Source organism: Microbacterium sufflavum (assembly GCF_023091155.1).
Taxonomy (GTDB): domain Bacteria; phylum Actinomycetota; class Actinomycetes; order Actinomycetales; family Microbacteriaceae; genus Microbacterium; species Microbacterium sufflavum.
The window spans coordinates 215,012-239,438 of record NZ_JAHWXK010000003.1 but is presented as its reverse complement, the minus strand read 5'-3'; the positions used below and the strand labels follow the sequence as shown (position 1 = coordinate 239,438).

The 24,427-nt window shown below is 70.6% G+C and carries 22 protein-coding genes and 1 rRNA gene; 11 read left to right on the top strand and 12 right to left on the bottom strand.

What is annotated here, in order from left to right; all coding sequences use genetic code 11:
• Positions 1–110, top strand: a 5S ribosomal RNA gene (gene rrf / locus KZC56_RS17240); the annotation flags it as partial.
• A gap of 112 nt (positions 111–222) precedes the next feature.
• Here rrf and KZC56_RS17235 read toward each other — a convergent pair.
• Positions 223–1,026, bottom strand: coding sequence for an IclR family transcriptional regulator (locus tag KZC56_RS17235; protein WP_247639110.1), 804 nt, complete (start codon positions 1,024–1,026; stop codon positions 223–225).
• Positions 1,027–1,079: 53 nt separating this feature from the next.
• Between KZC56_RS17235 and hutH the strand changes: the two genes are divergently transcribed.
• The 3 genes from hutH to hutI are packed head-to-tail and all read left to right on the top strand — an operon-like array spanning position 1,080 to position 5,483.
• On the top strand, positions 1,080–2,621 hold the full coding sequence (gene hutH, locus KZC56_RS17230) for a histidine ammonia-lyase (RefSeq protein WP_247639109.1): 1,542 nt from the start codon (positions 1,080–1,082) through the stop codon (positions 2,619–2,621).
• Positions 2,614–4,278 carry a urocanate hydratase gene (gene hutU / locus KZC56_RS17225; RefSeq protein WP_247639108.1) on the top strand — a complete coding sequence of 555 codons (1,665 nt, stop codon included), beginning with the start codon at positions 2,614–2,616 and terminating at the stop codon, positions 4,276–4,278. The genes hutH and hutU overlap by 8 nt, the downstream gene beginning before the upstream one ends.
• A 23-nt stretch (positions 4,279–4,301) precedes the next feature.
• On the top strand, positions 4,302–5,483 hold the full coding sequence (gene hutI / locus KZC56_RS17220) for an imidazolonepropionase (protein WP_247639107.1): 1,182 nt from the start codon (positions 4,302–4,304) through the stop codon (positions 5,481–5,483).
• A gap of 72 nt (positions 5,484–5,555) precedes the next feature.
• On the opposite strand, the gene KZC56_RS17215 is transcribed toward hutI, so the two are convergent.
• Positions 5,556–6,473, bottom strand: coding sequence for an arginase family protein (locus KZC56_RS17215; RefSeq protein WP_247639106.1), 918 nt, complete (start codon positions 6,471–6,473; stop codon positions 5,556–5,558).
• Position 6,474: 1 nt separating this feature from the next.
• Positions 6,475–7,752, bottom strand: a complete 1,278-nt coding sequence (locus KZC56_RS17210; protein ID WP_136031152.1) for a DUF445 domain-containing protein — start codon at positions 7,750–7,752, stop codon at positions 6,475–6,477.
• Between the two features lie 36 nt (positions 7,753–7,788).
• On the opposite strand from KZC56_RS17210, the gene KZC56_RS17205 reads away from it, so the two are divergent.
• Positions 7,789–8,061 carry a metal-sensitive transcriptional regulator gene (locus KZC56_RS17205; protein WP_045255889.1) on the top strand — a complete coding sequence of 91 codons (273 nt, stop codon included), beginning with the start codon at positions 7,789–7,791 and terminating at the stop codon, positions 8,059–8,061.
• A gap of 21 nt (positions 8,062–8,082) precedes the next feature.
• Here KZC56_RS17205 and KZC56_RS17200 read toward each other — a convergent pair whose 3' ends face one another.
• Positions 8,083–9,471 carry an aspartate aminotransferase family protein gene (locus KZC56_RS17200; RefSeq protein WP_247639105.1) on the bottom strand — a complete coding sequence of 463 codons (1,389 nt, stop codon included), beginning with the start codon at positions 9,469–9,471 and terminating at the stop codon, positions 8,083–8,085.
• A gap of 25 nt (positions 9,472–9,496) precedes the next feature.
• The gene (locus KZC56_RS17195; protein WP_247639104.1) at positions 9,497–10,981 is read right to left on the bottom strand and encodes a CoA-acylating methylmalonate-semialdehyde dehydrogenase; all 1,485 of its coding nucleotides are present in this window, start codon (positions 10,979–10,981) and stop codon (positions 9,497–9,499) included.
• 98 nt (positions 10,982–11,079) lie between these two features.
• Between KZC56_RS17195 and KZC56_RS17190 the strand changes: the two genes are divergently transcribed.
• Positions 11,080–12,627 carry a PucR family transcriptional regulator gene (locus tag KZC56_RS17190; protein WP_247639103.1) on the top strand — a complete coding sequence of 516 codons (1,548 nt, stop codon included), beginning with the start codon at positions 11,080–11,082 and terminating at the stop codon, positions 12,625–12,627.
• 16 nt (positions 12,628–12,643) lie between these two features.
• On the opposite strand, the gene KZC56_RS17185 is transcribed toward KZC56_RS17190, so the two are convergent.
• From KZC56_RS17185 to KZC56_RS17160, 6 genes are all read right to left on the bottom strand, one after another.
• The gene (locus KZC56_RS17185) at positions 12,644–14,035 is read right to left on the bottom strand and encodes an aspartate aminotransferase family protein (RefSeq protein WP_136031146.1); all 1,392 of its coding nucleotides are present in this window, start codon (positions 14,033–14,035) and stop codon (positions 12,644–12,646) included.
• The gene (locus KZC56_RS17180; protein ID WP_136031144.1) at positions 14,032–14,499 is read right to left on the bottom strand and encodes an Lrp/AsnC family transcriptional regulator; all 468 of its coding nucleotides are present in this window, start codon (positions 14,497–14,499) and stop codon (positions 14,032–14,034) included. Before KZC56_RS17180 ends, KZC56_RS17185 begins: the two co-directional genes overlap by 4 nt.
• A gap of 84 nt (positions 14,500–14,583) precedes the next feature.
• Positions 14,584–15,744, bottom strand: a complete 1,161-nt coding sequence (locus KZC56_RS17175; RefSeq protein WP_247639102.1) for an acyl-CoA dehydrogenase family protein — start codon at positions 15,742–15,744, stop codon at positions 14,584–14,586.
• The gene (locus tag KZC56_RS17170) at positions 15,741–16,499 is read right to left on the bottom strand and encodes an alpha/beta fold hydrolase (RefSeq protein ID WP_247639101.1); all 759 of its coding nucleotides are present in this window, start codon (positions 16,497–16,499) and stop codon (positions 15,741–15,743) included. Before KZC56_RS17170 ends, KZC56_RS17175 begins: the two co-directional genes overlap by 4 nt.
• Before the next feature lie 48 nt (positions 16,500–16,547).
• Positions 16,548–17,465 (bottom strand): sugar kinase, encoded by a 918-nt coding sequence (locus tag KZC56_RS17165; RefSeq protein ID WP_247639100.1) that lies wholly within the window; start codon positions 17,463–17,465, stop codon positions 16,548–16,550.
• Positions 17,462–18,625 (bottom strand): MFS transporter, encoded by a 1,164-nt coding sequence (locus KZC56_RS17160; protein ID WP_136031136.1) that lies wholly within the window; start codon positions 18,623–18,625, stop codon positions 17,462–17,464. Before KZC56_RS17160 ends, KZC56_RS17165 begins: the two co-directional genes overlap by 4 nt.
• A 423-nt stretch (positions 18,626–19,048) precedes the next feature.
• Between KZC56_RS17160 and nrdH the strand changes: the two genes are divergently transcribed.
• From nrdH to nrdF, 4 genes are read left to right on the top strand one after another with little or no spacing between them, the layout of a single operon-like run.
• Positions 19,049–19,282: a glutaredoxin-like protein NrdH gene (gene nrdH, locus KZC56_RS17155; protein WP_017202656.1), complete on the top strand. Its 234-nt coding sequence runs from the start codon at positions 19,049–19,051 to the stop codon at positions 19,280–19,282.
• A 6-nt stretch (positions 19,283–19,288) separates the two neighbouring features.
• Positions 19,289–19,723, top strand: coding sequence for a class Ib ribonucleoside-diphosphate reductase assembly flavoprotein NrdI (gene nrdI, locus KZC56_RS17150; RefSeq protein WP_136031133.1), 435 nt, complete (start codon positions 19,289–19,291; stop codon positions 19,721–19,723).
• A complete protein-coding gene (nrdE, locus tag KZC56_RS17145; protein ID WP_308194380.1) occupies positions 19,720–21,864 on the top strand; it encodes a class 1b ribonucleoside-diphosphate reductase subunit alpha in 2,145 nt (714 codons plus the stop codon). Before nrdI ends, nrdE begins: the two co-directional genes overlap by 4 nt.
• A 31-nt stretch (positions 21,865–21,895) precedes the next feature.
• Entirely contained in the window at positions 21,896–22,876 is a 981-nt protein-coding gene (nrdF, locus tag KZC56_RS17140) for a class 1b ribonucleoside-diphosphate reductase subunit beta (protein WP_136037131.1), read from the top strand.
• Between the two features lie 96 nt (positions 22,877–22,972).
• On the opposite strand, the gene KZC56_RS17135 is transcribed toward nrdF, so the two are convergent.
• Positions 22,973–23,977 (bottom strand): hypothetical protein, encoded by a 1,005-nt coding sequence (locus KZC56_RS17135; protein WP_206253023.1) that lies wholly within the window; start codon positions 23,975–23,977, stop codon positions 22,973–22,975.
• A gap of 120 nt (positions 23,978–24,097) precedes the next feature.
• Here KZC56_RS17135 and KZC56_RS17130 point away from each other — a divergent pair, with 120 nt between their 5' ends.
• Positions 24,098–24,409 (top strand): DUF7882 family protein, encoded by a 312-nt coding sequence (locus tag KZC56_RS17130; RefSeq protein WP_136031128.1) that lies wholly within the window; start codon positions 24,098–24,100, stop codon positions 24,407–24,409.
• The last annotated feature ends 18 nt before the right edge of the window (positions 24,410–24,427 follow it).

Sequence of the window (24,427 nt, the reverse complement as noted above, 5' to 3'; positions counted from 1 at the left end):
GCCATAGCGTGAGGGAAACGCCCGGTCACATTCCGAACCCGGAAGCTAAGCCTCACAGCGCCGATGGTACTGCAGGGGGGACCCTGTGGGAGAGTAGGACACCGCCGGACTCCTTTTAGTCAAGAAGGCCACCCAATGCTGGGTGGCCTTCTTGCGTTGACGGGCCGCGCCGCCTTGCGTTAACGGGCCGCGCCGCCGAACCTGCGCGCGCAGGGCACGGCCTCAACGCGTCGTGCGGGCCTCGAGAAGCGCTGCAGCCTCGCGGACCTCCGTGGCCAGTGCTGCGTCGCGGCCGTCTTGCGGTGCGTCTCGGGTGTCGCCGGCCCAGGTGACCGCCACCGCAGCGACAGGCCATCCTGTGCGATCCGCGACGACGGCACCGACGGACCGCAGGCCGTCCGCGACCTCGCCGTCCTCCGTGGCGTACCCGCGCTCCCTCACCTGCCGCAGCAGCTCGCGCAGCTCCGACGGCCGACGAGGACCGCGACCCGTCCGGTCCGGGAACGCCGAGGGCCCGGGATACAGCGCCCTGATCTGTTCACGGGGCAGCGCGGCGAGCATGGCACGGCCCGTCGCCGTGAGATGAGCGGGGAGGCGCACGCCGACATCGGTGACCAGGGTCGGGCGCCGGGCCGCACGTTCTTCCACGATGTACAGCACGTCACTGCCGCTCATCACGGCGAGGTGCGCACTCTCTCCCAGGCGGTCGGAGAGCGCCGCGACGATCGGCCGGCCGAGACGGGCGAGCGGTTGTTGTCGGGCATACCCGCCCGCGAGCTCGAACGCGGCGGTGCCGAGCGCCCACCGCTGGTCGTCGCGAAGGTGGATCACGAAGCCGCGGGCGGCCAGCGTGTTCAGCAGGTGATAGACGCTGGACCGCGGAAGCCCGAGCTCCCGCGCGATCGCCGACGCCGCGACCGGCGCCGGACGGGTGGCCAGGTGGCTCAGGATCCGCAGCGTCTGATCGGCGGCCGGCACGCTCGTACCGGCCACGGCGCGCTCGCTGCTGTCTGGGATCACAGACACAGGATCTCACGAAGACACCGCGCGACGGGGCCGTCGGGTGTGGAATCGGATCCATGAGCTCTTCCACCCCCGTCGTCGTCGGTCGCGGTCCCGTGTCTCTCGCGGATGTCGTCCGCGTGGCTCGTCACGGAGCACCCGTCGTCGTTCCCGCCGAGGCCCTGGAGCGGGTGGCCGAGACCCGTCGTGTGATCGACGGGCTCGCGTCGGATCCGCACCCGCACTACGGAGTGTCGACCGGCTTCGGCGCGCTGGCCACGACGTTCATCGCGCCCGAGCGTCGTCTGCAGCTGCAGGCGAGTCTGATCCGCTCGCACGCCGCCGGTACCGGTCCGGAGGTCGAGCGCGAGGTGGTCCGCGGACTGCAGCTGCTGCGCCTGCAGACCCTCGCCTCCGGTCGCACCGGGGTGCGGCCCGCGGTGGTGGAGACGTACGCGGCGCTCCTCAACGCCGGCATCACACCGGTCGTGCGCGAGTACGGCTCCCTCGGCTGCTCCGGCGATCTGGCGCCCCTCGCCCACATCGCGCTCGCGACCATGGGGGAGGGGGACGTGCGCGACGCGCAGGGGACTCTCCTCCCCGCCGCCGACGCCCTGGCTGCCGCGGCGATCGCTCCGCTGACACTGGTCGAGAAGGAAGGCCTCGCGCTGATCAACGGCACGGACGGCATGCTCGGCATGCTGGCGCTGGCCCTGCACGACCTCGACACACTTCTTCTCACGGCGGACGTGGCCGCGGCGATGTCGATCGAATCGCAGCTCGGTACCGACGCCGTCTTCGCTGCGGACCTGATGGCGCTGCGCCCGCAGGCGGGACAGTCGATCTCGGCGGCACACCTTCGCGCGCTGCTCGCCGACTCGCCCATGGTGGCCAGCCACAAGGGGCCGGAGGATGGACGTGTGCAGGACGCCTACTCCCTCCGGTGCTCTCCGCAGGTGCACGGGGCCGCCCGGGACACGGTCGCGCACGCCGAGACGATCGCGCTGCGTGAGCTCTCCAGCGTGATCGACAACCCGGTCATCACCCTCGACGGCCGCATCGAGTCCAATGGCAACTTCCACGGCGCACCCGTCGCCGCCGTGCTGGACTTCCTGGCCATCTCGGTCGCCGACGTCGCCTCGGTGTCGGAGCGCCGCACCGACCGCGCGCTCGACCCCGCGCGCAGCCACGGACTGCCGCCCTTCCTGGCCGCGGAGGTGGGCGTGGACTCGGGCCTCATGATCGCCCAGTACGCCGCGGCGGGCATCGTCTCCGAGCTCAAGCGCCTGGCCGTGCCCGCCTCGGTCGACTCGATCCCGTCGTCGGCGATGCAGGAGGACCATGTCTCGATGGGCTGGGCGGCCGCCCGCAAGCTGCGCCGTGCGATCGATGGACTGTCGCGCGTGCTCGCGATCGAGATCCTCACGGCTGCGCGAGCCCTCGATCTGCGCGCGCCCCTCGAGGCCGGAGCCGCGACCGGCGCCATCCGCGACCTCGTGCGGACCGTCGCCGCCGGTCCGGGCCCCGACCACTACCTCTCGCCGGACATGGAAGCCGTGACCGCACTCGTCCAGTCGGGCCAGGTCGCCCGCATCGCAAAGGAGCACATGCATGAGTGACACCGTCGAACCAAAGAGCCGCACCGTCCGCGCACCGCGAGGGAACACCCGCACCGCCAAGAGCTGGGGCGCGGAAGCCGCCAAGCGCATGCTCATGAACAACCTCGACCCCGAGGTCGCCGAGCACCCCGAAGAGCTCGTGGTCTACGGCGGGACGGGCCGCGCGGCGCGCAGCTGGGCCGCATACGAGGCGATCGTCCGCACGCTCGACGAGATCGAGCCCGACGAGACCCTGCTCGTGCAGTCGGGCAAGCCGGTCGGCGTGTTCCGCACGCACGAGTGGGCGCCCCGCGTGCTCATCGCGAACTCGAACCTCGTGGGCGACTGGGCCACGTGGCCCGAGTTCCGTCGGCTGGAGGAGCTCGGGCTCACCATGTACGGGCAGATGACCGCGGGGTCGTGGATCTACATCGGCACGCAGGGGATCCTGCAGGGGACGTATGAGACGTTCGCGGCCGTCGCCCGCTCGCTCGGACGCGATTCGTTGCGCGGCACTCTCACGCTGACCGCCGGCGCCGGGGGCATGGGGGGCGCGCAGCCCCTCGCCGTGACGCTGAACGAGGGGGCCGTGCTGATCGTCGACGTGGACGAGACCCGGCTCGCGCGTCGCGTCGAACACGGCTACCTCGACGAGTACACGCACGACCTCGACGCCGCCGTCGCCCGAGCGGTCGCCGCGAAGGACGCAGGACAGGCGCGCTCCGTGGGCGTGGTCGGCAACGCCGCCGAGATCTTCCCCGAGCTGCGGCGCCGCGGAGTGCCCATCGACATCGTGACGGATCAGACCAGCGCGCATGACCCGCTCGCCTACCTGCCCGTCGGCGTATCCGTGGCGGACTGGCGAGCAGAAGCCGCGCGGGACCCGGAGGAGTTCACCCGACGGTCGCGGGCGTCGATGGCGGCGCACGTCGAGGCGATGGTCGGGTTCCTCGACGACGGGGCGGCCGTGTTCGACTACGGCAACTCCCTCCGCGCGGAAGCCGAGCTCGGCGGTTTCGACCGCGCGTTCGTGTTCCCCGGCTTCGTACCCGCCTACATCCGTCCCCAGTTCGAGGAGGGTCGAGGGCCCTTCCGCTGGGTTGCGCTCTCCGGCGACCCCGCCGACATCGCGAAGACCGACCGCGCGATCGCCGAGCTGTTCCCGCAGGACACCGCCCTCCGTCGCTGGCTGGACAAGGCCGGGTCCTCCGTGCAGTTCGAGGGCCTCCCGGCACGCATCTGCTGGCTCGGCTACCAGGAACGGCACCTCGCCGGGCTGAAGTTCAACGAGATGGTGGCCTCGGGGGAGCTCTCCGCGCCGATCGTGATCGGTCGTGATCACCTCGACGCCGGGTCGGTGGCGTCGCCGTACCGCGAGACCGAGGCGATGAAGGACGGCTCAGACGCGATCGCCGACTGGCCGCTGCTCAACGCGCTGCTCAACACGGCCTCGGGCGCCTCCTGGGTGTCGCTCCACCACGGCGGCGGCGTCGGCATCGGGCGCTCGATCCACGCGGGCCAGGTGACCGTCGCGGACGGCACGGACCTCGCGGCCGAGAAGCTCGCGCGAGTGCTGACGAACGACCCGGGGACGGGTGTGATGCGGCACGTGGACGCCGGGTACGATCACGCCCGCGAGGTGGCGCGCGAGCGCGGCCTGACGATCCCGATGCTCTGACCCGCCCGGACCCAGGAGACCGCATGCCCACGCTCATCACCCGCATCGGCGAACTCACCACGAACGTCGTGAGCGACCGCGATCCCTGCGGTACCGCCGTCGACGCAGCCGTGCTCCTCGACGAGGGGCGTGTCGTCTGGACGGGCCCCGCTGGCGATGCCGCGGCGCGCACCGCCGGGCTGGCAGACCTCGAGGTCGTGGACGCTGCCGGACGTGCCGTGATCCCCGGGTTCGTCGACAGCCACAGCCACCTCGTGTTCGCGGGCGACCGCGCCGCCGAGTTCGAGGCCCGCATGGCGGGGCGCCCGTACACCGCCGGAGGCATCCGCTCCACCGTGGCCGCGACCAGGGCCGCGACGGACGCCGAGCTGCGGCTGCGGCTGCGGCGGTTCCGCGACGAGATGCTCGCGCAGGGCACCACGACCGTCGAGATCAAGAGCGGGTATGGGCTGAGCGTCGAGGACGAGGAACGGCTCGTGCGGCTCGCCGCCGAGATCACGCCCGAGGTCACGTTCCTCGGAGCGCACGTCGTGCCACCGGAGTACGCGGATCGCGCCGACGAGTACGTGGACCTGGTGGTGGGTCCCATGCTCGACGCCTGTGCGCCGCACTCCCGGTGGATCGACGTGTTCTGCGAGACCGGCGCCTTCACCACCGCGCAGTCGCGGCGCGTGCTGGAAGCCGGCATCGCCCGGGGACTGGGCGCGCGGGTGCACGCCAGCCAGCTCGGCCCCGGCGCGGGGGTCCAGCTCGCGGTCGAGCTCGGCGCCGCGTCGATCGACCACGGCACCTACCTGACCGATGCGGACGTGGCGGCGCTCGCCGGATCCGACACCGTGCTCACCCTGCTGCCCGGGGTGGAGTTCTCTACGCGTCAGCCGTACCCGGACGCGCGACGACTGCTCGATGCGGGGGTGACCGTGGCGCTCGCGTGCGACACCAACCCGGGGTCGAGCTTCACCTCGTCGATGCCGTTCTGCATCGCCGTGGCCGTGCGCGATATGGGCATGACCCCGGCGGAAGCGGTGTGGGCGGCCACGGCCGGCGGCGCCCGCGCCCTGCGCAGAGACGACATCGGCACGCTCGCACCGGGTGCACGCGCGGACCTGGTGCTGCTGGAGGCGCCGAGCCGCGTGCACCTGGCCTACCGCCCCGGCGTTCCGCTCGTGCACCGGGTGTGGAAGGACGGCGTCGAGGTCGGCTGACCGCCCGCGCTCCGGCTCAGGAGCGGACAGCGTCCGCCGCGGACACCCTCGCCGGCCTCGCCGGCACGATCCTCATCGCCGGAGCGCGAGCCCGGTCAGCAGCTCCAGCACGCACAGGGCAGCGAGTCGCACCGTCCGCGCGTCGGCGGCATCGGCGGTCGCGTCGACCTCGGCGACGTCGGCGCTCACGACGCGGGGATCCGACCCCACGGCACGCGTGAGGGCGCGGAGCTCCCACGCCTGCAGCCCACCGGGGACGCTCGCCGGACAGCCGGGAGCGACGGCGCGGTCGCACACGTCCACGTCGATGTCGAGGTGCACGCGCGGGTCGGCGCCCGCCCCCGCGACCTCCAGCGCCTCGGTCACCACGTCGGCGGCACCCCGCCGCCGCAGTTCGTCGAGCGTGATCACCCGGATGCCCCACTCCGAGGCGCGCCGGGCGTAGGCGACCGAGTTCGCGAAGTCCGCGATCCCGATCTGCACGACCCTGGTGGGGTCGAGCCGCGTCGTCGGCAGGAGCGACGCCACCGGGGTGTCCTCGACCAGGCGCCGCACCGGGCTGCCGTTGGACACGCCGTCGCGGAGGTCGAAGTGCGCGTCGAACGTGATGAGCCCCGTGGCCCGCGCACCGAGAGCGACCGGGTACGTGAGGGAGTTGTCTCCGCCGAGGGCGACCACGAGCTCCGCCGCCTCCGAGAGCTCTCGCACGCGGTCGATCACCTCCGACTCGCCCTCGGGCCCGTCCGGTTCGGCGATGTCACCGGCGTCGGTGATGCGCAGTAGCTCGTTCAGGTCGCGGGGCGGCGGACCCATCAGCGCGGTGCCGTAGCGGGGAAGGGCCTCGCGGATCGCGGCGGGCGTGGCGTGCGCTCCGGTGGGCGACAGCGAGGTGCGCCAGGTCGGCACGCCCAGCAGCACGGCGTCGGCCGCGGCATCGAACGCGGGCCAGGATCCGGCACGGGGCCAGAGCGGGTCGTGGGACAGTGCCATGTCAGACTCCCGGGATCAGGGCGTGCGCGAGCGTGAAGATCGCCAGGCCCGCGAGCGCGCCCACCACGGTGCCGTTCAGGCGGATGTACTGCAGGTCCCTGCCCACCATCAGCTCGATCTTCTCGGTGGTCTCGGCGGGGTCCCAGCGCTCCACGGTGTCGGTGATGATCGAGGCGATGTCATGACGGTAGCGCTCGACCAGGAAGACCGCGGCGTCGGACACCCAGGTGTCGACGCGACGCTGCAGGGCGGCGTCCGTGGTGAGGCGCTCGCCCACCTCCTGCAGCGCCTGCACCGCCCGGCTCCGCAGTCCGCTCTCCGGATCGGCGAGCGAGGTGAGCAGTCCGTTCTTCGCGGTGTTCCAGGCCTCGGCGGCCAGCGCTCCCACCCGGGGGCTGTCGAACAGCGACGCCTTCGCGCTCTCGAGCTTCGCGCGGGTCGCCGGGTCGTTCTGCAGGGCGTCGGCCAGCCGGGCCAGATAGCCGTCGACGGCCAGGCGTGCCGGGTGGTGCGGATCGGCCTGCACGGCGCGCACGAACTTGAGGGCCTCGTTGTACACCGTGTCGTCGACGAACCGATGCGCGAGCTTCGGAACCCAGCCGGGGAGGCGTCGCGACACGAGCCCGGTGAACGAGGTGGCGTTGGCCTCCAGCCAGCGCTCGATGCTGTCGGCCGCCAGGTCGACGGCGCCGTGGTGCGCCTCGGACTCGACGATCTTCTCCAGCCAGGCACCGGCGGGCGGACCCCACTCCGGCGCCACGAGGTGCTCACGGGCGAGATCCGTGAGCAGGTCACGGACGTCGTCGTCGCTCAGGGCGTTGAGCACCGCCGTCGCGATCGTCGCGCCCTCCGCGGCGACGCGTTCCGCATGGGGCTCCTCCCGCAGCCACTCGCCGGCGCGGCGCGCGATCGCGGTGGTCGACAGCTTCGTGCGCACCACGTCGGCGGCCAGGAAGTTCGTCTCCACGAACTCGCCGAGCGTACGGCCGATCTCGTCCTTGCGGTTCGGGATGATCGCCGTGTGCGGGATGGGCAGCCCCAGGGGGCGACGGAACAGCGCCGTGACCGCGAACCAGTCCGCGAGAGCACCGACCATGCCACCCTCGGCCGCCGCGCGCACGTAGGAGAGCCAGCCGACGCGTTCCTGGAACGCGAAGGCGATCACGAACGCGAGGGCCATGAACAGCAGGGCGCCGAGGGCGACGGCCTTCATCCGCCGCAGCGCTCGCCGCCGTTCCTGATCGGCGAGGGAGAGCAGCGTCGTGGGTGTTCGCGGCATGACGTCATCCTTTCACGGGGCGAGTACCCTCGATACGTGATCGAAGACATCAAGAAGCGCGCCCTGCATCGCACGAGCATCCTCGAGGGTCAGATGCGCGGCGTCGCGCGGATGATCGAGAACGAGGAGTACTGCATGGACATCATCACGCAGTCCCGGGCGATCCAGCGCTCCCTCGAGTCTCTCAACCGCTTGCTGCTCGAGAACCACCTGCGCACGCACGTGACCCACATGTTCGAGGAGGGCGGCGAGGAGCGCGACAAGGCCGTCCTGGAACTGCTCAAGGCGTTCGACTTCGACTCCAAGTAGCCCCGCCGGCCGCCCGGCTCCTCAGCCGGCGGCCACCTCGTCCGCCACGGCCAGCGCCTCGTCGATCACTCGCAGCCCCCGCCGCAGCTCCTCCTCCTCGATCACCAGCGGCGGCGCGATGTGCACGCGGTTGAAGTGCGTGAACGGCCAGACCCCTGCGCGTCGAGCGGCCGCGGCGAACGCGACCATGGGCGCAGCGTCGGCCCCCGCGGCGTTGAACGGCACCAACGGCTCCCTGGTCTCCGCATCCCGCACGAGCTCGACCGCCCAGAACAGCCCGCGCCCCCGCACCTCGCCCACGGACGGGTGCCGTTCGACCCAGGAGCGCAGGGTCGGCTCGACGACGCGCTCGCCGAGGTCGCGGACGCGCTCCAGGATCCCGTCCCGGCGGAACACCTCGAACGTCGCGACGCCGGCCGCGCACGCCAGCGGATGCCCGGAGTACGTGAGCCCGCCCGCGAACGGCATCGTGTCGAACGCGCGGGCGATGCGGTCGGAGATCACGACACCGCCGAGGGGCACGTAGCCCGAGTTCACGCCCTTCGCGAAGGTGAGGAGGTCGGGCTGCGCGCCGAACGCGTCGATGCCGAACCACTCGCCCAGGCGTCCGAACCCCACCATCACCTCGTCGGCGATGTAGACGATGCCGTAGCGGTCGCACAGCTCGCGCACCCCCGGGAGGTAGCCGGGCGGCGGCACCAGCACGCCGTTCGTGCCGACGACCGTCTCGATGATGATCGCCGCGATCGTCTGCGGTCCCTCGAGCTGGATGGTCTGCTCCAGGTGGGCGAGGGCGCGCTCGGCCTCCTGCTCCGGCGTCTCGGCGTGGAACGGGGAGCGGTACAGGTACGGGCCGAAGAAGCGCACGGCTCCCGCGTCGGCGGTGTCGTTCGCCCAGCGGCGGGGGTCGCCCGTGAGCGAGATCGCGGTCGAGGTGGAGCCGTGGTAGCTGCGGTACATCGACAGCACCTTGCGGCGCCCGGTGGACTGGCGTGCCATGCGCACCGCGTACTCGTTCGCCTCGGCGCCGCCGTTGGTGAAGAACACCTTCTCGAAGCCGTCGGGCGCCACCTCGGAGATCAGCCGGGCGAGCTCGCCGCGGACGTCGTTGGCCATGGCCGGCTGGATGGTCGAGAGCCGCCCCGCCTGCTGTTGGATGGCGGCCACGAGGTCGGGGTGCTGGTGACCGAGGTTCAGATTGACCAGCTGGCTGGAGAAGTCGAGGTAGGCGTTGCCGTCGTAGTCCCAGAACGTGGAGCCGTGCCCCGCGGCGACGGGCAGCGGATCGATCGCCGCCTGCGCGCTCCAGGAGTGGAAGACGTGCGAGCGGTCGTCGGAACGCACGCGCGCGTCGGCCGCCGCATCGGGCAGGGGAAGGGTGGCGCCGTGCCGATCGGTGTAGGTGGTCATGAGTCGTGCCCTCCGGTCGCGGTGGTCAGTGGTTGCTCGGAAAGCCCAGGTCGATCTGGGAGGGGGTGTGGTCGGGCCAGCGAGTCGTGACGACCTTCGAGCGGGTGTAGAAGTGGATGGACTCGGGACCGTAGATGTGGGAGTCGCCGAACAGCGAGTCCTTCCATCCGCCGAACGAGTACGCGCCGATCGGTACAGGGATCGGCACGTTCACCCCCACCATGCCGACCTCGACGTCGAACTCGTACTGGCGGGCGGTGCCGCCGTCGCGCGTGAAGATCGCGGTGCCGTTGCCGTAGGCGTTGGCGTTCACGAGGGCGACCGCGTCGGCGTAGGTGTCCACACGGACGACCGACAGCACCGGGCCGAAGATCTCCTGGTCGTACGCGGCCATGCCGGGACGCACATGGTCGAGCAGGCTCACGCCGAGGAAGAACCCGTCGGAGTCGAACTCCTGCCGCGTGCCGTCGACGACGACCGTCGCGCCCTCCGCCGGTGCGCCGTGCACGTACGAGGCGACCGCGTCACGGTGCTCGCGCGTGATGAGCGGCCCCATGTCGCTCGCGGCGTCGGTGCCGGGGCCGATCCGGAGTCCGCCGATGCGTGCGGCGACCGCGGCCACCAGGTCGTCGGCCACGTCGCCGACCGCGACCAGCACCGACACCGCCATGCAGCGTTCACCCGCGGAGCCGTAGGCGGCGGACACGGCCGCGTCGGCCGCGGCGTCGAGGTCGGCATCGGGCATCACGACCATGTGGTTCTTCGCGCCGCCGAGCGCCTGCACCCGCTTGCCCGCGGCCGACGCCCGCCGGTAGATCGAGCGCGCGATGGGTGTCGAGCCGACGAAGCTCACCGCATCCACGCGGGGCGAGTCGAGCAGGGTCTCGACGGCCTCCCGGTCGCCGTGCACGACGTTGAGCACGCCGTCGGGGAGCCCGGCCTCCCGGAACAGCTTCGCGAGCCAGACCGCGGCGGAGGGGTCCTTCTCGCTGGGCTTGAGCACGACCGTGTTGCCGCACGCGATCGCGGACGCGACCATCCACAGCGGCACCATGACCGGGAAGTTGAACGGGGTGATGGCCGCCACGACACCGACCGGCTGCTTGACGGAGTGCACGTCCACGCCGCGGGCGACCTGTTCGCTGCGCTGGCCCTTGAGCAGGTGCACGAGCCCGGCGGCGAACTCGACGTTCTCGATGCCGCGCGACACCTCGCCCGCCGCATCGGAGAGCACCTTGCCGTGCTCGGATGTCACGATCGCCGCGAGCTCGGACGTGCGGTCGGCGAGCAGCTGCCGCAACCGGAAGAACACGTCGGCGCGCTTGATCAGGCTGGTGGCCCGCCACGCGGGGAGCGCCGCTGCCGCGGCGGTGACGGCGGCCTCGACCTCCGTGGCGTCGGCGAGCGCCACCTGCTTCGTGATCCGGCCCGTCGCGGGGTCGTACACGGGGGCGGTGCGGCGTGCCGCCGCGGTCTCGCTGCCGTCGATGATGTGTCGGACGATGTCCACGGTTCCTCCGCTGGGTGATGCGCGTGACCGGACACTCTGACCGGCGCTCGCTACGCTGGGTGCGAGTCCATGGTCACAGAGCCGGCAGGAGATGCGGAGTGTCAGAACGTCGGGAGTTCTCCCCGTCCGAGACAGATCGTCCGGAGCGACACGGATCGCCGCTGCTGCGCGTGGCGGACGTGGTCGCGCTCCCCGTGGTGCAGGACGGTGCGCCGCGCGTGCTCGTGGGCGGGGCGGCGCTGGACGCGGGCGTGCGCTGGGTGCACGCGTCCGACAGTGCCGGGGTCGCGCGGTTGCTCGACGGGGGAGAGCTGCTGCTGACCACGGCGGCCGCCTGGCCGCGCGACGCCCGCTCGCTGCGCGCGCTCGTGCGCGAGCTGGCCGCGGTCGGCGTCTCCGGGGTCGTGGTGGAGCTCGGCGACCGGATGCCGCGCGTGCCGGACGCCGTGGTCGAGGCGTGCGCGGAGGCGTCGCTCGCCCTGGTCGCGCTGGCTGGAGAGGTCAAGTTCGTCACCGTGACGGAGGCCGTGCACCGCGCACTGATCGACGCGCAGACGGCCGCCCTGCGCGAACGCCAGCGACTGCACGAGCTGTTCACGGCCCTCAGCCTGCGGGGAGCCCCGGCGGACGTGATCGTGACCGAGACGGCCCGCGCGCTCGACGTGCCGGTCGTGCTGGAGAACCTGGCGGGAGAGGTGATCGCCACCGAAGCGCTGTCCCGTCCCGTCGCCGAGGTGCTCGCGCTGGTCGCCGACGGGGCGTCCGAGCGGGTACCCGTGCAGGCGAGGGGTGTGCGCTGGGGGTCGCTCACGGCACTCGTGGGGCCCCCGCACCCGGCCGGTCGGCTCACGGTCCTGGAGCTGGGGGCCACCGCGCTCGCGTTCGGATGCCTCGCCGACGGAGCGGCGGAGTGGACGGTGCTCGCGCATCGCACGCTGATCGACGACCTGCTGGGGTCGCGGTTCGCGCGCGTCGACGATGTCGCGGCACGGCTCGCCCGACTGGGGCTCGACGTGGGCGGGCGTCCGGCGTGCGGCGTGGTCGTGCGCACGACCGAGGCGGCGGAGCGTATCCGAGCCCGCGCGACCGCGGAAGGGGTGGCCGCGCTCGCCGCCCGACGCGACGACACGGTCGTGCTGCTCGTCGTCCCGCCAGCCGGAGGTCTGAGCGACGCCGCCGCGCGCCGCATCGCCGGCCCCGCGGTCGCGGTCGTCATCGGTCAGCCGGCCGACGATGTGCCCGGCCTGCTCGCGTCCACCAGGGCTGCACTGGAACTCGCCGCCCGGGCCCCGGAGGACGCCGCCGACACCGTGCGCCGCGTGGCCGACCGTCCGCTGGCGCAGCTGGTGGCGGCGCTCGGCGATGACCGCCGACTGCAAGAGCACGGCGAACGCATGCTCGCGCCGCTGATCCGCCACGACCGGGAGCGCCGCGGGGATCTGCTCGACGTGCTCGCCGCGCTCGTCGCCCACCCGGGGAACCGGTCGGCGGCCGCGACGGCGAGCCACCTGTCCCGCTCCGTGTTCTACCAGCGCCTCGCCGTCATCGCGGACCTGCTCGCCGTCGACCTCGACGACGGCGAGGTGCTGGCGGCGCTGCACATCGCGCTGCTGGCGCGGCCCCGCGGAGCCCGAGAACGTTCCTGACGCCGCACGGCGTGGCTCAGAGCACCGCCTGCGCCCGCGTGAGCACGTCCCGCAGGATCTGCGTGATCTCGCGGAACTCCGCGGGTCCGACGGTCAGCGGCGGGGCGAGCTGGATGACCGGGTCGCCGCGGTCATCCGCCCGGCAGTACAGCCCGGCCTCGAACAGTGCGGGCGAGAGGAAGCCGCGCAGCAACCGCTCCGACTCCTCCTCGTCGAACGTCTCCCGCGTGGCGGTGTCCTTGACCAGCTCGATGCCGAAGAAGTACCCGTCGCCGCGCACGTCTCCCACGAGCGGGAGGTCGAGCAGTGTCTCCAGCTCCGCGCGGAACACCGGCGAGTTCTCCCGCACGTGCGCGTTGAGCCCTTCCTCGTCGAAGATCGCGAGGTTCTCCAGGGCCACCGCGGCCGACACGGGGTGGCCGCCGAACGTGTAGCCGTGCGGGAAGGAGACATCGCCCTGCGCGAACGGCTCGTACACGCGGTCGCTCACGATCGTGGCGCCGATGGGGGAGTAGCCGCTGGTCATGCCCTTGGCGCACGTGATCATGTCGGGCACATACCCCAGTCCCGTGCAGGCGAAGGTGTGCCCGAGCCGCCCGAACGCGCAGATCACCTCGTCTGACACCAGCAGGACGTCGTGCCGGTCGCAGATCTCGCGCACGCGGGCGAAGTAGCCGGGCGGCGGGGGGAAGCAGCCGCCCGAGTTCTGCACCGGCTCGAGGAACACGGCCGCGACGGTGTCCGCACCCTCGAACAGGATCATCTCCTCGATGCGGTCGGCGGCCCAGCGCCCGAACGCCTCGAGGTCGTCGGCGGGCGCGCCCATCTCGGCCGCACGATAGAAGTTGGTGTTGGGCACGCGGAACCCGCCGGGTGTGACCGGCTCGAACATCGCCTTCATCGCGGGGATCCCCGTGATCGCGAGGGCCCCCTGCGGGGTGCCGTGATAAGCGACGGCACGCGAGATCACCTTGTGCTTGGCGGGCTTCCCCTGCAGCTTCCAGTAGTGCTTCGCGAGCTTGAAGGCCGTCTCCACCGCCTCGCCGCCGCCCGTGGAGAAGAACACGCGGTTGAGGTCGCCGGGCGCCTCGTCCGCCAGCCGGTCCGCGAGCTCGATCGCCGCGGGGTGCGCGTACGACCACAGCGGGAAGAACGCCAATTCGGACGCCTGCGCCGCCGCGGCCTCGGCGAGCCGGCGCCTGCCGTGTCCCGCGTTCACCACGAACAGTCCCGCCAGACCGTCGATGTACTCCCGGCCCTCGACGTCCCAGATGCGGTGCCCGTCGCCCCGGACGATGATCGGCACGCCGGAGTCCGCCATGGTCGACTGGCGGGTGAAGTGCATCCAGAGGTGATCCTTCGCCATGGACTGCAGCGCGGACGCGGACGGCACGGAGCGCGAGGTCATCGGGTCCCCCAGTTGTAGAGCTGCTTCTGCAGCTTCGCGTAGATGAACGTCTCGGTCGACAGCACGCCGTCGATCGGACGGATCACGTCGTTCACGAGGGCCAGCAGGTGGTCGTCGTCTTCGCACACGACCTCGACGATCACGTCGAACGAGCCCACCGTGATGACGACGTAGTCGACGGCGTCGATCTCCGCGATCGCCTCCGCCACGTGCCGGGCGTCCCCGGCCACACGGATGCCGATCATCGCCTGGCGGTGGAAGCCGAGCTGCATCGGATCGGTGACCGCGACGATCTGCATCACGCCGGTCTCGGTGAGCCGCTGCACGCGCTGGCGGACCGCTGCCTCGCTGAGGCCCACCACGCGGCCGATGTCGGAGTAGGAGCGACGCCCGTCGTCCTGCAGCAGCTCGATGATGGTCTTGGAGATCGCGTCGAGGGCGGAGTTCTTCTTCGCCGGTGCCATGCTGCGATCCTGGCACTGGCGGCGGTCATGGACAACCGGATCCGTCGAATCTGAGTGGCCGACCTGCACGATCCGTGCGTTCGGTCAGGCCTCCACGGGTCCGAGCCAGGCGCTCGCCGCGGTCGCGTGCGCCGACTCGGGGTCGGACGGATGGAACATCCCGGCGAGCACATCGCGGTACAGCCGGGAGAGCTCGTTCCCCGAGAAGTAGGACCCGCCGCCCGCCACCAGCATCGCCTCGTCGACCACGCTCTTGGCCATCGTCACGGCACGGTGCTTGAGGCCGGACAGGGCGGGGAACCAGCGCGGCCCGTGGTCGACGCGCTCGTCCACGTCGCGCGCGAGCGCGGCGATCTGGGGCGGCAGCGCGTCGTAGGCGATCGCCATGTCGGCGATGCGCCAACGGATGTCGGGGTCCTGGCTGTAGGTGGCGCCGCTCTTCTTGGAGCGACGGGTCTGCGCGGTCGCGACCGCGAGCTCGAGGGCACGGCGGGCGACGCCGGTGTACACCGAGGCCAGCAGGATCTCGAACACCGAGAAGATGCCGAAGACGATGGGGTCGGCGCTCGGGCCCTGGTCGATCCGCCGGACCACGTGCGCCGCGTCGGCGACGGCGCGGTCGAGCCGCGTCGTCCTGCTCTGGGTGCCGCGCATGCCGAGCGTGTCCCAGTCGTCCGAGGTGGTGACGGCGTCGGTCCGCTCGACGAACGCGAACACGAGCTTCGGGGCGTCCGCGCTGGTGGTGTCGAGGCCGTGCAGTCCGAGCCTGGTCCAGATGGGCGCGAGCGAGGTGAAGATCTTGGTGCCCGTGAACGCGTAGCCCCCGTCGGCGTCGGGCACCGCGGCCGTGTCGCTGCCGAACAGCACGAGGTCGTTGCCGCCCTCGCTGATGCCGAACGCGAACACCTCGCCGGCGACCGCGCCGTCCTGCACGAACTCGAGCCCGGGAACACCCCGGTCGGAGAAGACCTTCGCGACCCCGGTCCACACCAGGTGCATGTTGATCGCGAGGGCTGTGGCGGGGGCTGCGCCCGCAAGACGCTGCTGAAGGATCGCGGCCTCGGCGAGCCCGAGTCCGGCGCCGCCGCGCTCGACCGGGACCAGGATCGACAGGTAGCCGGCGTCGCGGAGCTCGTCGAGGTCCTGCTGCGGGAACGTGTTCTCGCGGTCGTGGATCGGCGCGCGTTCGCGGATGCGCGCGAGGAGGTCGTCCGGGAGGTAGCGGGTCGGGTCGAACGCGGTCATGCGAGTGCCTCCAGGAGCTGTCGGATCGCTTCCTCCGGCCGGTCGCGATGAAGGGAGTGCCCGGCGCCCGCCACGACCGACATCGTGATCCGCGGGTTGCCGGCGAGCACCTCGGCGGCGAGGTCGCCCGCGAAGATGCTGTACACGGCGGGATCGGCGCCGATGACATGGGCGGGGACGGTGAGACGGGCGGCGTGCGCGCGTACGTCCCACGGCTGGTTCTGCGCGCTGGTCTGCTCCACGGCCCAGGCGCTCGCGCGCCGCACGGCGTCGATCTTCAGCTCGTGATCCTGCGGGTGCCAGTGCGGGTGCTCCTCCCGGACGACCTCGATCCGGTTGTCGGAGAAGGCCCGTTCCTGGCTGCGCCGCACGATGCCCGCGTCGCGTCCCTCGACGTGGAGGGCGGGGTCGATCAGCACGAGGCGTCGCGTCCAGTCCGGCGAGCCGGCGGCGGCGACCGTCGCGGCCGCGCCGCCGAGCGAGTGGCCGACGACCGCGTCCCACGGTCCTCCGTCGTCGGGTGTCGTCGCCGCGAGGTCGGCGGCGTACGCGTCGACGGTGTAGTCGAGGGAGCGGGGGGCGTCACCGTGCCCGCGCAGGTCGACCGCGGTCGCGGTCGCTCCGGTCGCGGCGATCGCATCGCCCAGGCGCCACATGAGGGCGCCCGACGAGCCGAGTCCGTGCACGAGGAGAATGCGGTGCGCGGCTGCGGGATCGCCCCACGACCGTCGGGGCAGGGTGAGGGGTGCGGGCATGGCACCAGCCTACGACCGCGGCCGCGGCACCGGTCGGCCCGGCGGGGCTCAGCCGACGCGGGTCAGTGGGGGCAGGTCGGCCGCGATCCGCAGGACCCGGGCGGCGGCGGCGTGCCCGGCGGCCAGGCGTGCGGCGAGGTCCTCGCCCTCGAGCGTCGCCGCGAGGAAGCCGGAGGCGAACGCGTCGCCGGCTCCCACCGGCTCGACCACGTCCACCGTGGGGGCCGGGACGAAAACGGGCTCGGCGTCGTGCGTGAACGCGGTCGCGCCCACGTCGCCGTCCTTCACCACGAGCAGCGCGCAGTGGGGGAGGTGCGCCCGGATCGCGGCCGGTGTCGCGGTGCCCCAGATGCGCTCCGCCTCGTCGCGGCCGACGAAGGCGATGTCGGCGGCGTCCGCGAGTCGCGCGAGCGTCGAGGCCGCGTCCTCCGGGCTCCACAGGGCGCGGCGGTCGTTCACGTCGAACGACACGGTGGCTCCCGTGGCGCGGGCGTCGGCGTACAGCGCATCGACCATCGCCAGGCAGGTGGCGGAGAGCGCCGGGGTGATGCCGGTGGTGTGCACGATGCGCACGCCCTCGAGCCGGGCGGCGTCGAGGAAGCCGGGGGCCATGCGGGAGGCCGCGGATCCGCGCCGGTAGTAGTAGACCGCGGACGACTCGACACCGGGATCCTTGAACATGACCCCGGTCGGCGCGTCCCCGTCGCGCTCGACCCACAGCTCGACCCCGCGACGCTCGAGCTCGCCGGCGAGACGGTCGCCCAGCGGGTCGTCGCCGAGGCGCGAGGCCCAGGCGGCGCGGTGCCCGGCCGCCGCGACGCCGACGGCCACGTTGGCCTCCGCGCCGGCATGGGTGAGGGTCGCGGTGTCGGCGTCCGCGAGCGGTGCGCCGATGGGGGTGATCAGGGCCATCGACTCGCCGACGCAGACGATCTCGGGCGCGGGGGAGGGGACGGGGAGGCTCATGAGGGGGTGACCGCCAGGGGTTCGGTGTCGGGATGCGGGCTCGCGTCGCGGTGACGCAGGTCGGGGAAGGCGCGGACGAAGACGATGGAGACCAGGAGACCGACGCCGGCGAAGATCGTGGCGGCGAGGTAGGCGCCGCGCCAGTCGCCGACGTCGACGAGGAAGCCCGCGACGGCGGACCCCGCGGCGGCGCCGATCAGCTGCCCGGTTCCCGCCCAGCCGAAGGCCTCCGCTGTCTCGCTGAACTTGACGCTCGCGGTCGTGATGGCGAACAGGACAGCGAGCGCGGGGGCGATGCCGATGCCCGCCAGGATCAGGGTGCCCCCGAGCCAGAAAACGTTGAGCATGACCATGGTGAGCGCGAGCCCGACCGTGACGATGAGGAGCCGTCGGGCCATGGCCCACGGGCCGATCGGGATGTGGCCGAACGCGAGGCCTCCGGCCAGGCTGCCCGCCGAGAACACCGCGAGGATGAGGCCCGCCGCGAGGCTGCCGTGCTCGAATGTCGCGACGACGCCGACCTCCACGGCCGAGCAGGCGCCGATCAGGAGGAAGCCGATCACGGTGGCCAGCAGCACGGGGGGCTTGAGCACGACCGTGCCGAGCGCGTTGCGGCTGCGCGGGATGCGCACGCGCCCCACCTCGGGGGAGAGGATGAACCACGCGCCGCCGCCCACGAGCACGATCGCGACCAGCAGCAGCCCTTCGGTCGTGCCGATCTGGGTGGAGACCAGGGTGATGACGACGGGGGCGAGCACCCAGATGATCTCCTGCAGCGAGGCGTCGAGCGAGAAGAGCGGGGTGAGCTGACCGGCGTTGACGAGCTTGGGGTAGATCGTGCGCACAGCGGCCTGCACGGGAGGGGTGGAGAGCCCGGCGACCATGCCGAGCGCCATGTATCCCGGCACCGAGAGCGGGAGGACGGCCAGGCCGAGCACGGCGAGCACGCACACCGTCAGGGTGAGGGTGAGCACGCGACGCATGCCCCACGCGCCCATCCAGCGGCTGGTGATCGGCCCGGCGACGGCCTGTCCGACGCTGGTCGCGGCGAGCACGAGACCGGCCGATCCGTAGGAGCCGGTCTGCTGTTCGACGTGCAGCAGGATCGCCAAAGACATCATCCCGTTGGGGAACCGCGCGGTGAGCTGGGCGGCGATCATGCGCCCGACTCCCGGCGTGCGAAGGAGATCCCGATAGCCCGCCACCCGACAACGGTACCGGCCCGCGAGGGGGCTGCGGAGACGGCGTCGGGGACGACACGCCGCGACACGCCCGCGACACGCCGAAGAGCGAATTCCACAGGCATTCGGATGTCCGAGGCCCGGCGTACGGTGCCCCCTGTGGATGGATCTCTCCCAGCGTCTTCCCAGCCGCGATTTCACGCGGTTCGGGAGGGCTGCGAGCGCACCTCCGCCTGTGGAAGAAACGGTGGAGAACCTGTGTTGTATCAGTGGAGAGCGGTGGAAAAACTACACGGATGTAACTACTACCCCTTGTGGTCACTCCGAATGTCCGCACCCATATGTAGTATTGAGATCCCGGCGGGGGCCTGCCGGAGAAACCAGAGATTCGAGGGGAATCAGATGTCGATCACGGTCTACACCAAGCCTTCCTGCGTTCAGTGCAACGCCACCTACCGCGCCCTCGACGCCAAGGGCATCGAGTACGAGATCCACGACCTGTCGGAGGACCCGACGGCCCTGGAGCAGGTCAAGGCGCTCGGCTACATGCAGGCGCCGGTCGTCGTCACCGACGAGGACCACTGGTCGGGCTTCCGTCCCGACAAGATCGACGAGCTCGCCTCCCGCCTGGCGTGATCGGCCATGAGCGCCGTCGCGACCGCAGCGCCGCTCCTGGTCTACTTCTCGAGCGTGTCGGGTAACACCGCGCGCTTCATCGAGAAACTCGGGTTCCCCGCCCGACGCATCCCCCTTCACCGCACGGACGAAGACCTCGTCGTCGACGAGCCCTTCGTGCTGGTCACCCCCACCTACGGTGGGGGTGCGGGGCGCGGCGTCGAGAAGGGCGCGGTGCCCAAACAGGTGATCCGGTTCCTCAACGACGAGCGCAATCGGCGCCACATCCGCGGAGTGATCTCCGCGGGCAACACCAACTTCGGCGACGCGTTCTGCCTCGCCGGCGACATCATCAGCCGCAAGTGCCACGTGCCTCACTTGTATCGGCTCGAGATCTTCGGCACACAGGACGACGTGGATCGCGTGAGCGACGGATTGGAACGACGGTGGGAACTTCAGTGACCGAGACGGTGGCCTTCAAGGTGAACCCCGCATACGAGGGGCTCGACTATCACGCCCTCAACGCGATGCTCAACCTGTACGACGCGAACGGCAAGATCCAGTTCGACGCCGACAAGCGCGCCGCGCGGGAGTACTTCCTGCAGCACGTGAACCAGAACACCGTCTTCTTCCACTCGCTCCGTGAGCGCCTGGACTACCTCGTGGAGAAGGAGTACTACGAGGGTGCGGTCATCGAGAAGTACTCGTTCGACTTCGTGCAGAAGCTCAACGACCTGGCCTACTCCAAGAAGTTCCGCTTCGAGACGTTCCTCGGCGCGTTCAAGTACTACACGAGCTACACGCTCAAGACGTTCGACGGCAAGCGCTACCTGGAGCGCTTCGAGGACCGCGTCGTGATGACGGCCCTCGCCCTGGCCGACGGCGACGAGAAGCTCGCGGTCAACCTGGTCGAGGAGATCATCTCCGGTCGCTTCCAGCCGGCCACCCCCACGTTCCTCAACGCGGGCAAGGCGCAGCGCGGCGAACTCGTCAGCTGCTTCCTGCTGCGCATCGAAGACAACATGGAGTCGATCGCCCGCGGCATCAACTCCGCGCTGCAGCTCTCGAAGCGCGGCGGCGGCGTCGCCCTGCTCCTGTCGAACATCCGCGAGGCCGGTGCGCCGATCAAGCAGATCGAGAACCAGTCGTCCGGTATCATCCCCGTCATGAAGCTGCTCGAAGACAGCTTCAGCTACGCCAACCAGCTCGGCGCGCGTCAGGGCGCCGGCGCGGTGTACCTCAACGCGCACCACCCCGACATCATGCGGTTCCTCGACACCAAGCGCGAGAACGCCGACGAGAAGATCCGCATCAAGACGCTGTCGCTCGGCGTGGTCGTGCCCGACATCACGTTCGAGCTCGCCAAGAACGACGAGGACATGTACCTGTTCTCGCCGTACGACGTCGAGAAGGTCTACGGCGTGCCGTTCGGCGACATCTCGGTCACCGAGAAGTACCGCGAGATGGTCGACGACCCGCGCATCAAGAAGACGAAGATCAACGCCCGCGAGTTCTTCCAGACCGTCGCCGAGATCCAGTTCGAGTCCGGCTACCCGTACGTCATGTTCGAGGACACGGTCAACAAGGCCAACCCCATCAAGGGGCGCATCAACATGTCCAACCTGTGCAGCGAGATCCTGCAGGTGAACACGCCGACCACGTACAACGACGACCTGTCGTACGACAGCATCGGCAAGGACATCTCGTGCAACCTCGGCTCGATGAACATCGCGCTGTCGATGGACGCCGACGACCTCGGCCAGACGGTCGAGACCGCGATCCGCGCGCTCACCGCGGTCAGCGACCAGAGTCACATCGGCTCGGTGCGCTCGATCGAAGACGGCAACGACCGCTCCCACGCGATCGGCCTCGGCCAGATGAACCTGCACGGGTACCTCGCCCGCGAGCACGTGTTCTACGGTTCGGAGGAGGGCATCGACTTCACGAACATCTACTTCTACACGGTGCTGTTCCACGCGCTGCGCGCGTCGAACAACCTCGCCATCGAGCGCGGCACCACGTTCGATGGGTTCGAGGACTCGACCTACGCATCGGGGGAGTTCTTCGACAAGTACATCGAGCGCGCCTGGGTCCCCGAGACCGAGAAGGTGAAGGAGCTCTTCGCCGGCAAGCACATCCCGACGCAGGAGGACTGGGCCGCGCTGAAGGCGTCGATCCAGGAGCACGGTATCTACAACCAGAACCTGCAGGCCGTGCCGCCCACGGGCTCGATCTCCTACATCAACAACTCCACGTCGTCGATCCACCCGATCGCGTCGAAGATCGAGATCCGCAAGGAGGGCAAGCTCGGTCGCGTGTACTACCCGGCGGCGTTCATGACGAACGACAACCTGGAGTACTACCAGGACGCGTACGAGATCGGCTACGAGAAGGTCATCGACACGTACGCCGCGGCCACGCAGCACGTCGACCAGGGCCTGTCGCTGACGCTGTTCTTCAAGGACACCGCCACCACGCGTGACATCAACAAGGCGCAGATCTACGCGTGGCGCAAGGGCATCAAGACGATCTACTACATCCGCCTGCGTCAGCTGGCGCTCGAGGGCACCGACATGACCGAGTGCGTCTCCTGCATGCTCTGACCGGCCTCCGCACCCCAAGGAACAACGAGAAATGACTCCGCACGAACCCCTCAAGCTGGTCGACAGCGTGCAGGCGATCAACTGGAACCGCATCCAGGACGACAAGGACCTCGAGGTCTGGAACCGCCTGGTGAACAACTTCTGGCTGCCCGAGAAGGTGCCGCTGTCGAACGACATCCAGTCGTGGAACACGCTCACTCCCGAGGAGCAGACGCTCACGATGCGGGTGTTCACCGGCCTGACGCTGCTCGACACCATCCAGGGCACCGTCGGCGCCGTGTCGCTCATCCCCGATGCGATCACTCCGCACGAGGAGGCCGTCTACACGAACATCGCGTTCATGGAGTCGGTGCACGCGAAGAGCTACTCGTCGATCTTCTCGACGCTGTGCTCGACGAAGGAGATCGACGAGGCGTTCCGCTGGTCGGTGGAGAACCCGAACCTGCAGAAGAAGGCGCAGATCGTCACGGACTACTACCGCGGCGACGACCCGCTCAAGCGCAAGGTCGCCTCGACCCTGCTGGAGAGCTTCCTCTTCTACTCGGGCTTCTATCTGCCGATGCACTGGTCGAGCCGGGCGAAGCTCACCAACACCGCCGACCTCATCCGCCTCATCATCCGTGACGAGGCCGTGCACGGCTACTACATCGGCTACAAGTTCCAGCGCGGGCTCGAGACGCTCGACCAGGCGCGCAAGGACGAGCTGAAGGACTACACGTTCTCGCTGCTCTACGAGCTGTACGACAACGAGGTGCAGTACACGCAGGACCTCTACGACGGCGTCGGCCTGACCGAGGACGTCAAGAAGTTCCTGCACTACAACGCCAACAAGGCCCTGATGAACCTGGGCTACGAGGCGATGTTCCCCTCGACGGTCACCAACGTGAACCCGGCGATCCTGTCGGCGCTCTCCCCGAACGCGGACGAGAACCACGACTTCTTCTCGGGGTCGGGCTCCTCGTACGTCATCGGCAAGGCCGAGGCCACGGAAGACGACGACTGGGACTTCTGAGTCCCCCGGCCGACGTCGACGATCGATAGGCCCCGCGACCCGCTCACCATGAGCAGGTGGCGGGGCCCTTCCGCGTGGACGTGCACCCGGCAGTCGTCACCGGGCGTCGCGCTCGTCGGCCAACCGGGCGCGGCGCTCCTCCTCGCGCTTGGAGTACGTGGCGGCCCGGATCGCCTCGTCGGACTCCAGGCCGGTGCCCAACGCCCCGCCGACAGTCGCCGCCGACGCGACGAACCAGGTGAGCACGAACAGATCGCCGAACTCGACGGACCGCCCGAGGTCTTCACTCATGACCGCGGGGTCGAGGACGAACAGCGCCCACGCCAGGTTCACGACGTAGAGCGTCAGATAGCAGATGACGATCCCGACGGTGAGGGTCAGCAGCGTCGAGGTGTTGTAGAGACGGGATCGCTCCCGCGCCGCGGGCGAGTCGTCGTCGGGTCGGTCCCACAGCCTGCCGTCGATCACGATCCAGGCGATGATGATCGCGATCGAGGCCACCGTCGCCGCCACCAGGCGCCAGGGCGACAGCGAGAGGGCGAGAGACCACACGGTCGGCTCGATGGTCGCCACCGCGCCGGTGGCGAGGGCGGCGACGAGCGCCGATTTGAGACCCGCGGCGAGCCGCCACGGGCGGTTGGCCAGCACCATGCCCAGGAGCACACGCCCCCGGGCGCTGAGCCGGGGGAGCGGCAGGCGCTGCTCTTCCGGCGAGACGGGTTCAGCCATCCCGTCCACGAGGCCCCGAACCGCGTGTCGTGCGCGGCGCTGCACCCGGAACCCTCCCAGTGCGGGAAGCGACAGGACGGCGGAGCGCCGTCGAGGGTGGACCGCTGCCAGGAGATAGCGGCCGTCGTCGTCGCGGAGCGGAAGCTCGGTGACGCCGATGACGAGGTCCCACCCGTGCTGATCGGCGTGCGAGCGGAGTCGCTCCAGAGCGACGTCCACATCCTCCGACCCGAGGGTGAACGGCTCGCTGACGAGCTCGACGATCCATCCGTCGGCCTCGGCGGCGAGCGGTGGAGTGAGGCCGGTCATCCGGCGCGCAACGGCGGTGGGCGACGCCGGATCCGCGACGAGACCCACTCTGATCGTCTCCATGCGCGGAACCTACACCCGCACCGCGCCGGGCCCAGGGCCTTGACAGCCCCGGACGAGTCCTCCTCCCGCGAGCGCAGCACGGCCTTCGCATGCGGGAGAGCCGCCCGCTACAGTCGTGGCATGGGAACCATGCAGTACGGGAGCGGCAGCGAGATCCAGATCGAGGACCGCGCCCTCGCACACCTCAAGGTCGCGATCGCGACCAAGCTCCGCCGCAACGAGAGCTTCACGCTCTCCTGGCGTCACCCCGAGGGCGATACGCCCGGTCGCTCGACCATCTGGCTGCACCCGTCCATCCCGCTCCGGTTCACGTTCGAGGAGCCGGAGACCCCGCAGCTCAACGTGAAGTGGATCCAGGCGCTGATGGTCGAGGCGAGCTCGTCCGGAGGTATCAGCCTGGTCGACGAAGTCATCGATGGTCCCGCCGAGTAAGCGCTCGGCGGTGCCGGC

What these genes read in the sequence shown, in the direction of transcription:
- hutH (WP_247639109.1), top strand. Translation starts at nt 1,080, where the DNA reads ATGAGCTCTTCCACCCCCGTCGTCGTCGGTCGCGGTCCCGTGTCTCTC.
- hutU (WP_247639108.1), top strand. Translation starts at nt 2,614, where the DNA reads ATGAGTGACACCGTCGAACCAAAGAGCCGCACCGTCCGCGCACCGCGA.
- hutI (WP_247639107.1), top strand. Translation starts at nt 4,302, where the DNA reads ATGCCCACGCTCATCACCCGCATCGGCGAACTCACCACGAACGTCGTG.
- KZC56_RS17215 (WP_247639106.1), bottom strand. Translation starts at nt 6,473, where the DNA reads ATGGCACTGTCCCACGACCCGCTCTGGCCCCGTGCCGGATCCTGGCCC.
- KZC56_RS17210 (WP_136031152.1), bottom strand. Translation starts at nt 7,752, where the DNA reads ATGCCGCGAACACCCACGACGCTGCTCTCCCTCGCCGATCAGGAACGG.
- KZC56_RS17200 (WP_247639105.1), bottom strand. Translation starts at nt 9,471, where the DNA reads ATGACCACCTACACCGATCGGCACGGCGCCACCCTTCCCCTGCCCGAT.
- KZC56_RS17185 (WP_136031146.1), bottom strand. Translation starts at nt 14,035, where the DNA reads ATGACCTCGCGCTCCGTGCCGTCCGCGTCCGCGCTGCAGTCCATGGCG.
- KZC56_RS17180 (WP_136031144.1), bottom strand. Translation starts at nt 14,499, where the DNA reads ATGGCACCGGCGAAGAAGAACTCCGCCCTCGACGCGATCTCCAAGACC.
- KZC56_RS17175 (WP_247639102.1), bottom strand. Translation starts at nt 15,744, where the DNA reads ATGACCGCGTTCGACCCGACCCGCTACCTCCCGGACGACCTCCTCGCG.
- KZC56_RS17170 (WP_247639101.1), bottom strand. Translation starts at nt 16,499, where the DNA reads ATGCCCGCACCCCTCACCCTGCCCCGACGGTCGTGGGGCGATCCCGCA.
- KZC56_RS17165 (WP_247639100.1), bottom strand. Translation starts at nt 17,465, where the DNA reads ATGAGCCTCCCCGTCCCCTCCCCCGCGCCCGAGATCGTCTGCGTCGGC.
- KZC56_RS17160 (WP_136031136.1), bottom strand. Translation starts at nt 18,625, where the DNA reads ATGATCGCCGCCCAGCTCACCGCGCGGTTCCCCAACGGGATGATGTCT.
- nrdH (WP_017202656.1), top strand. Translation starts at nt 19,049, where the DNA reads ATGTCGATCACGGTCTACACCAAGCCTTCCTGCGTTCAGTGCAACGCC.
- nrdI (WP_136031133.1), top strand. Translation starts at nt 19,289, where the DNA reads ATGAGCGCCGTCGCGACCGCAGCGCCGCTCCTGGTCTACTTCTCGAGC.
- nrdF (WP_136037131.1), top strand. Translation starts at nt 21,896, where the DNA reads ATGACTCCGCACGAACCCCTCAAGCTGGTCGACAGCGTGCAGGCGATC.
- KZC56_RS17135 (WP_206253023.1), bottom strand. Translation starts at nt 23,977, where the DNA reads ATGGAGACGATCAGAGTGGGTCTCGTCGCGGATCCGGCGTCGCCCACC.
- KZC56_RS17130 (WP_136031128.1), top strand. Translation starts at nt 24,098, where the DNA reads ATGGGAACCATGCAGTACGGGAGCGGCAGCGAGATCCAGATCGAGGAC.